6 protein-coding genes and 1 pseudogene are annotated in these 8,680 nt (G+C 71.2%); 5 read left to right on the top strand and 2 right to left on the bottom strand.

Features of this window, described 5'->3' with window-relative positions; genetic code table 11:
* A pseudogene (locus C2L58_RS36105) lies at positions 1-336 on the top strand (DDE-type integrase/transposase/recombinase); the annotation flags it as partial.
* 28 nt (positions 337-364) lie between these two features.
* Here C2L58_RS36105 and C2L58_RS36100 read toward each other — a convergent pair.
* Positions 365-1,024, bottom strand: a complete 660-nt coding sequence (locus C2L58_RS36100; protein ID WP_233226134.1) for a hypothetical protein — start codon at positions 1,022-1,024, stop codon at positions 365-367.
* Between the two features lie 158 nt (positions 1,025-1,182).
* Between C2L58_RS36100 and C2L58_RS36095 the strand changes: the two genes are divergently transcribed.
* The 3 genes from C2L58_RS36095 (at position 1,183) to C2L58_RS36085 (ending at position 5,120) form a co-directional block, all read left to right on the top strand.
* Positions 1,183-2,379 (top strand): HupE/UreJ family protein, encoded by a 1,197-nt coding sequence (locus C2L58_RS36095; RefSeq protein ID WP_103342132.1) that lies wholly within the window; start codon positions 1,183-1,185, stop codon positions 2,377-2,379.
* Between the two features lie 123 nt (positions 2,380-2,502).
* Entirely contained in the window at positions 2,503-4,074 is a 1,572-nt protein-coding gene (locus C2L58_RS36090) for a purple acid phosphatase family protein (protein WP_103342131.1), read from the top strand.
* A gap of 62 nt (positions 4,075-4,136) precedes the next feature.
* Complete coding sequence (locus C2L58_RS36085) at positions 4,137-5,120, top strand: DUF916 domain-containing protein (protein ID WP_103342130.1); 984 nt, start codon at positions 4,137-4,139, stop codon at positions 5,118-5,120.
* Positions 5,121-5,144: 24 nt separating this feature from the next.
* On the opposite strand, the gene C2L58_RS36080 is transcribed toward C2L58_RS36085, so the two are convergent.
* Positions 5,145-5,366 (bottom strand): three-helix bundle dimerization domain-containing protein, encoded by a 222-nt coding sequence (locus tag C2L58_RS36080; RefSeq protein ID WP_103342129.1) that lies wholly within the window; start codon positions 5,364-5,366, stop codon positions 5,145-5,147.
* Positions 5,367-5,398: 32 nt separating this feature from the next.
* On the opposite strand from C2L58_RS36080, the gene C2L58_RS36075 reads away from it, so the two are divergent.
* Positions 5,399-8,602, top strand: a complete 3,204-nt coding sequence (locus tag C2L58_RS36075; RefSeq protein ID WP_441296355.1) for an NACHT domain-containing protein — start codon at positions 5,399-5,401, stop codon at positions 8,600-8,602.
* Positions 8,603-8,680: the final 78 nt, after the last annotated feature.

The following is an 8,680-nucleotide window of genomic DNA, read 5'->3' as shown; positions in this document are numbered from 1 at the left end:
GTGAAGAAGACCGGCCAGATCCCCGACGGCGGCGGCTGGCGCATCCACGGCAAAGGCAGCGACCAGGACCGGAAAATCGCCCGCAGTAAAACCCGTGGTCAGCGGGCCCGCTACACCTACCTGCACTCCGCCATTGACGGCTTCTCGAGGCTGGCCTACACCGAAGCACTGCCCGACGAGAAAGCCCGCACCGCGATCGAGTTCGTCCACCGCGCCCGGGCGTTCTTCGCCCGCCACGGCATCACCCACATCCACCGGCTCGTCACCGATAACGGCTCCTGCTACCGCGCGAACGACTTCGCCACCGTCCTACGCGGAGCCCGCCAACAGCGGATCAACCGCGGCAGCGGCCTTTCAGTGCCCGTCAGCCGAGCCGGATCACGATTCCGGTCAGTCCGCTGAGGACACTCGCCACCCCGGCCCGGACGGCCGCTGCCGCGCGGGCGGGGGTGAACGACGCCGGGTCGTACCCCGTTGACGTGCCTAGTCCCTCGCCGCGGAACGAGGCGCCCGGCCAGTTGGCCGCGGTGACGTTCGCCGTGGGTTCGGCCAGCTCGGCACCGAGGACCAGGAACTGCCGGTCGAGGTGGTTGGCCGTGACCAGGGCCAGCGCGTCGACCAGGTCCTTGCCCGCCGTGATGATCAGGTCGGGGGTCAGCCGCATGGCTTCGCTGATGCTCTCGGGGAACCGGCCGGGGTCCTTCGCTTCGACGGTCTTGACGCTGACGCCCTCCTGCCGGGCCCAGTCGGTCACGGCCGCCGCGAGCGTCCGGGTCGGCTGGTCGTCTCCCGCGGTGAGCAGCACGACACGGTAGCCCCGCGATGGCCCGACGCCGTCCCAGGAGCCGGGGCTCGGCGTGACCGTCGCTTCGGGGGTCGGCGGGCCAGTGACGAACCCGGGGCCGAGGGCGCCGATCGGGGCGGGCGCGGGGTGCGGCGCGGACCAGTCGTCGGGAGAGCCGCACCCGGCGGCCAGGACGGCGATCGCGGCCAGCGGGCCGGCGATGCGAGTGCGCGAGCGCAAGCTGATCGTCCTCTCGGGAAGGGAAAGTCGCCCTCTTCCTACCTGAGGAACGGCGCCGCGCGGCGTCCGTCGGCATCCGGTCGCCCGGTGTTCGCCTCGTGTCTGCGAGGCGTTCGCCTGGTGCCAGCAGTGTGCGGGACGACCGGAAAGAGGACCGCATGCGCCACCGTCTCGTCCAAGCCTTGGCCGTCGCCGTGTTCGCGGGGGCAGCCGTGCTACTGGGCGGGCTCCCCGCGCTGGCGCACGGCTTCTCGTCGACGGTCTACGCCGACCTCACCTCGCCCGGACGCGGTCACGTCCGGGCCGTGCTGGGTCTCGAGTACGACCTGCTCGTCGTCTCGGCCGCCGACGCCGAGCACGACGACCCGCTGTTCCGGCAGGGCACCGCGGCGTTCGAGAACCGGGACACGGCGGCGCAGGCAGCCGCGCTGAGCGCCCACGCCGCCCCGATCGGCAAGTACGTCACCGACCGCTTCCGCGTCACCGCCGACGGACACGGCTGCACCCCGCGGCAGGACGGCGGCTTCACGATCGAGCAGCGCGAAGGCGTGCCGTACGCGCGGATGGTGCTGGACTTCCAGTGCCCGGACGCCGAGGCGCACGAGGTGACCGGCACGCTGTTCCCCGACTCCGAGCAGTACGTCCGCGACACCAAGACGATCGTCACCTACGCCCTCGACCTGACCTCCGGCAGCGCCGCGCTCGATGCCCACCAGCCGTCGGTCTCCACCCACCAGAGCTGGACGGCGCGGTTCGGGGAGTTCTTCCGGCTCGGCGCGGAGCACCTGCTCACCGGGCTCGACCACATCCTGTTCCTGCTCGCGCTCATCGCGGGCTCGCGCCGCCTGCGCGAGATCGTGCTCGCCGCGACGACGTTCACGCTCGCCCACTCGGTCACCTTCGTCCTGGCCGCGCTCGGCCTCGTGCACGTCCCGGCCGAGATCATCGAACCGCTGATCGCGCTGTCGATCGCGGTCGTCGCCGCCTGGCCGCTGTGGCGGCTCTGGCGCCGTCCGGAGGCCGGCGAGCTCGACGGCAACAGCCACTTCAGCCTGGACCGCGCCGGCTGGACCCGCCTCGGCGTGGTGTTCTGCTTCGGCCTCGCCCACGGGCTCGGGTTCGCCTCCGCGCTGGGCATCGACGCCGCGTGGTCGTGGACGCTGCTGTGGTCGCTGCTCGTGTTCAACCTCGGCATCGAAGTCGTGCAGCTGGCGATCATCGCGCTGGTCTTCCCCCAGCTCGCCCTGCTGCGGCGCCGCTCCCCCGCCGCGCCGCGCTGGACGACCGGCGCGATCGCGGCCGCGGTGTCCGTCGTCGGACTGACCTGGTTCGTGCAGCGGGTGGCCGGCGGGTGACCCGTCAGTTCTTCCGGCGTGCGCAACCGGACGGCCCTTCCTCGTTCACCTGCGCCACACAGACGGCGTCAACGCTCTGAGCCGGTCAACCTTCCCTTCTGACCCGGAACGGACGCAAATCCGATGAAGCTTTCCAGATCGATCGCGGTCGCGGGACCCACCGCACGCCGCGTCGCCCGTGGCGCCCTCGCGGCGGCGCTCGGCGTCGCCGTGGCGTTCGGCACCGGCCCGGTCGCCGCGGCCGCCGCCGACGTGCCCGTCACGCTGTCCGGCATCGTGCTCGGCGTCGGCGCGAAGGAGTCCCAGCGCGTCGTGAGCTGGTACTCCTCGGCCAACGCCGCCGAGGTCGTGCAGGTCGCGCCGACCGACCGCGTCAAGCACGGCCAGTTCCCGAAGAACGCCCAGACGTTCCCCGCCACCGTCGCCGCGAACAGCGTCAACGGCGGCTTCAACGCGCACGCCACCATCGACGGCCTGCGCCAGCACACCGGCTACTCCTACCGCGTCGGCTCCGGCGGCACCTGGTCGCCGGTGTACACCTTCAAGACCCAGGACTTCCGCGGCGACTTCGACTTCCTGTTCTTCGGCGACCCGCAGATCGGCTCGTCGGGCAACGTCGCCAAGGACGGCGCCGGCTGGGCGGACACCCTCGACGTCGCCCTCGGCGCCAACCCGAACGCCGAACTGCTGGTTTCGGGCGGCGACCAGGTCGAGTCCGCGAACACCGAGACGCAGTGGGACGCCTTCCTCGCGCCCGACAAGCTGCGCCAGTACCCGTGGGCGGCCACGATCGGCAACCACGACGTCGGCGGCAAGGCCTACGAGCAGCACTTCTGGACGCCGAACACCGACCGCTCGTCGGCGTTCTACAACGGCGACCCGAACGTCCGCTCGGGCGGCGACTACTGGTACGTGTACAAGGACGTGCTGTTCATCGACCTGAACAGCAACGCCTACGCCACCGGCGCCGACGAGGCCCACATCGGCTACGTCACCGACGTCGTCAAGAAGCAGGGCCGTAAGGCGAAGTACACCGTGCTGGTCTACCACCACTCGATCTACTCGCCGGCCGACCACGCCAACGACAAGGACAACCAGCAGCGCCGCCAGGACTTCCCGACCGCGTTCTCGAACCTCGGCGTCGACTTGGTCCTGCAGGGCCACGACCACAGCTACTCGCGCAGCTACTTGATCAAGAACGGCAAGAAGGCCAACCCGGCCGAGCAGCCCGGCGCCACGCAGGTCACCCAGGGACCCGGCGGCGTCATCTACGTGACGGCGAACTCGTCGTCCGGCTCGAAGTACTACGACCTGACCGACCCGGACACGAGCAAGGACCCGAACTACGGGCCCGACCCGCTGAACCCGGACAACCACTGGGCCAACTCCGTCGAGAACCAGGAGCACGTCCGCACCTACGTCAAGGTCGGGGTGCGCGACGACAAGCTCGTCGTCCAGAACCTCCGCAGCGGCACCTGCGCCGCGCCGAACGCGGCGGTCGAGCTGGGCAAGGTCTCCTGGTGCGGGCCGAACAGCGGCGCCACCCCGGCGCAGCCGGTCGGCTCCACTGTGGACAAGGTGGTCATCCACCCCTACCGCGGCCACGGCGGCGGCGGGTCGCCCGCGCCGGGCGGGCCGTGCTGGCTCGAGCAGCCGGCCACCGGCCCCGGACGCACCGTCACCGCGCTGAACTGATCCGCTCACGTCCGCGGGGTGGGCTCACCCCACCCCGCGGACCTTCCCGACTTGGACTCCCCATGCACCCGATCGCCCGCGCCGCCGTGAGCCTGCTGGTCGCGGCCGCCGTTGCCGGGGTCACCGCCGGACCCGCGGCCGCCCAGGACGAGGCACCGTGGACGGTGGCGACGGCGGCCAACGACTTCGGCGCCGACCGTGACAACTACAGCTACACCTCCGACGCGGGCGAACGGATCGACGACGGCCTGGTGATCACCAACCACGGCCCCGGGCCGCTGGACCTCGCCGTCTACGGCGCCGACGCCTTCACCACCGAGAGCGGGCAGCTCGACCTCCTCGCCAAAGGAAAGCCGTCGACCGGTGTCGGCGCGTGGGTCCACCCGAGCCGCGACCGCGTCACCGTCCAACCCGGACAGACGGTCGAAGTGCCGTTCACCGTCACGATTCCGGCCGGTGCCCCGTCCGGCGACCACGTGGGCGGAATCCTGACCTCGATGACCCAGGGCGACATCGAGCGCCGCGTGGGCACCCGAATCCGGGTGCGCGTCGGCGGCGACCTGCGACCGAGCCTGTCGGTCGAAAACCCGGACGTGGCCTACTCCGGCACCGCGAACCCGTTCGGTTCCGGGGACGCCACCCTGACCTACACGGTCCGCAACACCGGCAACGCCCTGCTCGCGGCCCGGCAGTCGGCCACCGTCTCTGGCCTGTTCGGCAGCTGGCGCGTCCCGGCCGCGGCCATCCCCGACTCGCCGCAACTGCTCCCTGGCGAGACCTGGAAGGTCTCCGTACCGGTCCACGAAGTCATCCCAGCGGTGTACCTGACCACAACGGTCACCCTCGTTCCGCTGCTCACCGACGCTGCAGGCTCGACCGCCCCCCTGCCCTCCGCCGACACCACCACCCACGGGTGGGCCGTCCCCTGGACGCTGATCGGGCTGCTCGTGGCGCTCGTCGCCGTCCTGCTAGTTCTCCGGCGCCGGCGACGGGCCAAGGAGAGCTTCGACGAACACCGGCCCGAACGTGACGACGTCACGGTTTGAGGGCCCGCATGTGACAAATGCAGATCAGGCTCGTTCGATACGGTCTCTGACCGAGCGCTCGACCAATACGGGCAGGAAGCTACGGACATCGGCGTCGTCGAACCGCCGGCGTTCAGCCGCGATCGCTGCCTGGACGTCGTCACGACGTTCTGCGCCATACTCGTCAATGAGCCGGGAAGCGAGCGCCTCAAAACTTTCGTCTTCGCCCTTGGCAGTCAGCTCGTCCATATCGGGGTGTTGCGACATGCCACGCCCTCCGTGCGTCGACAAACTTTCCTGTGAACTTCCCGGCGGCCACACCGGTCAAACCACCGCGTACCGCTGACCCTCGCGAACAGCCGTCGGCCGAACGAAGTCCGCTAAACTCGGGTCGTCGGCTCGGCCATCTTGGGGGTGTCACCGTAGATCCGTTGTCGTCCGCTCTGGTCGGTGCTCTCGGCGCCACGTTTTCCGCACTGCACCAGTGGGCTGTCGAACGCGGCGCCGACCGGCTGGGCGAGCAGCGCAAGCTCCGCGCCCTGGGCGACCCGGCCCGGCAGCTGCTGGCCGCCGAGGAAGACCTCGCCGACCTCCGGCGGGCCGAGTTCGCCGCGCTTTCGGACGGGGATTGGCAGGCCGCGCTCGACGCTGTCGCCGCGGCTCTGGAGGCCGCCGACGTCGGCGGCCTCGTCCACCGCGACCCGGCCGTGCTCACCAGCGAAACGCGGCTGCGGTCGCGCGTCGCCGCCGCGAGCGGACGTGCCCTGTCGTCCGCGGCTCTCGGCGCGGACGGGACCGAGGCGTTCGATCGGCTGCTGACCGAGTGCTGCCGGCGGATCGCCCGCCGGGCCCGGGCCGTGGACGAGGTGATGCACGCCGTCCAGGCCACGATGGCTGGCGAGATCACCCAGATCCGGCAGCAGGTGTCGAGCCTCGGCCGAGAGCCCGACCGCCGCGCTCGCTCCGCCGCGGAGGCGTTCGAACGGCACTACCGGTCCTACCTCGCCCGTTCGTTCGGCACCTTCGAACTGTTCCAGGTAGGCCAGGGCCGCGCGCCCGAACGGCACCCGATCGCGGAGTTCTACTCGGTTCCCTCGGTGGCCCGCCGCTCGCTCTCCCCCACCGACACCGCGCTCACCGGAACTGGCACCGACGCCGCGCACGCCCTGGCCACCGACCGGCACGTCCTGCTCCTCGGCGGCGCCGGCGCCGGGAAGACGACGTTGCTGCAGTGGCTGGCCCACACGGCCGCGACCACCACACCCGGCACCGAAGACGACGACCCGTGGCGCGACGTCGTGCCGTTCTTCGTCCCGCTGCGGCAGTTCGCCGACCGCGGACTGCCGCAGCCCGAGGACCTGGTCCGGGTGAGCGCGCCGCCGCTCGCCGGCGAGAAGCCCGAGGGCTGGGTCAGCGGACTGCTGCGGTCCGGCCGGGCGATGGTCCTCGTCGACGGGGTCGACGAGGTGCTCCTGCCACGCCGCGAGGAGGTGCGGCGCTGGCTGGAAGACCTGCGGCGCGGCTATCCCGAGGCCCGCTACGTGATCAGCACCCGCCCCTCGGCGGTCGACGGGGACTGGCCCTCGGCCGACGCCCCGATGCCGCGCTACGAGCTGCTCCCGCTCAGCGGCCGGGGCATGCGCGAGCTCGTCGCGCACTGGTACGCCGCGGCGCGGGCACTGGAGACCGACGAACTGCAGCGGAACTGGCTGACCAGCTGCGAGGAACGGCTCGGCGCGGCACTGGCGTCCCGGCCGGACGTCCGGGGCCTGGTGTCGAGCCCGCTGCTCTGTTCCCTGCTGTGCGCCTTGTACCGCCGCGAAAACATGTACCTGCCGCAGAGCCGCAAGGATCTGCTGGATAAGGCGCTCCAGCTGCTGCTCGGCGAATGGGACACCCGCCGCGGCGTCCAGGTCGAGGACGAGCTGCGGATGTCGGACAAGGAAAAGATCATCCTCCTCGAGCGGTTCGCCGCTCCGATGGTCCGCAACGCCGAGCTGCTGGTGCACCGCGACGACGCCACCCGGCGCTTCGCCCGCGCGATGTCCGGCCTCCGCTCCCAGGGAGTCGAGCCCGGTCTGGTGCTGAGGCACCTGCTCGAGCGCAGCGGTGTCCTGCGGGAGAACGCGGCCGACCACCGCATCGCGTTCGTGCACCGGACCTTCCGCGACTTCCTCGCCGCCGGCGAGTTCGTCAAAGCCGGCGAGATCGGCTACGTCGTCGAGCACGCCCACGACGACGCACTCAACGAGGTCGTGTTCATGGTCGCGGCGCAGGCCCGGGCGTCCGAGGCCGGTGACCTGCTCGCCCGCCTGCTGGACCGCGCGAGCCGGCGTGGCACCCGCCGCGACCGGGAGGTCGCCGACCGGCTGGTCCTGCTGGCGGCCGCGGCGCTCGGCCACGTCGACGTCATCGAGCCCGAGCAAGTCCGCGCCGACGTACTGGCCGCCGTGCGCGGCCTGATCCCGCCCGCCGGATTCGACGAGGCCGAGATGCTCGCCAAGGCAGGCTCGTTCGTGATCGACCTGCTGCCCGGTCCCGGCGAGATCGACGAGCTGGCCGCGCGCACGGGCGAGCGGCCCGACCGGATCGCGGCGCACGTCATCCGCACCCTCGCCCTGATCGGCGGCGAGGAGTCATGGGAAAAGATCCGGCTGTTCAGCGGCACCCACCGCCGGTCGGTCATCAACGAGCTGCTGCGCGCCTGGCGGTACAATGACTACTCCGAGGACTACGCGACCACGTCGCTGGCCAACGTCGAATTCGGCGACTACCTGCTGGAAGTCCACCGATGGGACGTCCTGCGGCGGCTGCACCACCTGCGGACCCTCACGGCCATCCAGCTGGTCGGCGACGTCCCCCTCGACGACCGGGCACGCGGCATCCACCCGCTGCCCCGGCTGCACGCCTTGCGCCACCTGGAACTCAAGTCCAACGATGTGGTCGACCACATCGACGGCCTCGTCGACTGCACCGGCCTGCGGTCACTGTGGATTTCCGGGTTCAGCAGCGCGATCACCGACCTGTCGGCGCTCGCCCGGATGCGGATCACGGACCTGCGGCTGCACAGCGGCTCCCTCGACGCCATCAACGCCCTGCACACGCTCGAGGGCATCCTCCTGCCCCGGCTGTCGCTGCGGCACCGGAAACTCGCACAGGGCCTCGACCTGCTCCCGGAGGGGCTGCGGGTCGGCGAGCTGGAGGTCGCGGTGCGTGCGGACCAGCGCAACCTGCGTGGCATCACTCGGCTGGCCGAAGTCGAAGCGGTCACGGTTGCCGGCATCCCGAGCGTCGAGGAAGTCGGCGAACTGGCCGCGTTGCCGACTCTGCGCCGGCTGACGCTGACGACCAGCGAACCGGTCCAAGACCTGGTCCGGCTGCGGCGCCTGGGCCCGGTCCGCATCGAGCTCCACGGCGTCCCGAAAGCGCAGGAACGAGCAGCGAAGGACGCTGTCCCCGAAGCCGACCTCGTCCTCCACCCCGAGGCCGGCCGGGGACGCTGACCGCGGCTCAGATCTTGTAGAAGTCCGTGTAGTGGTTGGGCGAGAACCACACCACGCCGGTGGTCAGGTCGACGATGA

Origin of the sequence: Amycolatopsis sp. CA-126428 (assembly GCF_002904335.1) — a bacterium.
In the GTDB taxonomy this organism is placed as follows: domain Bacteria; phylum Actinomycetota; class Actinomycetes; order Mycobacteriales; family Pseudonocardiaceae; genus Amycolatopsis.
This window is presented reverse-complemented; position numbering and strand designations above follow the sequence as displayed.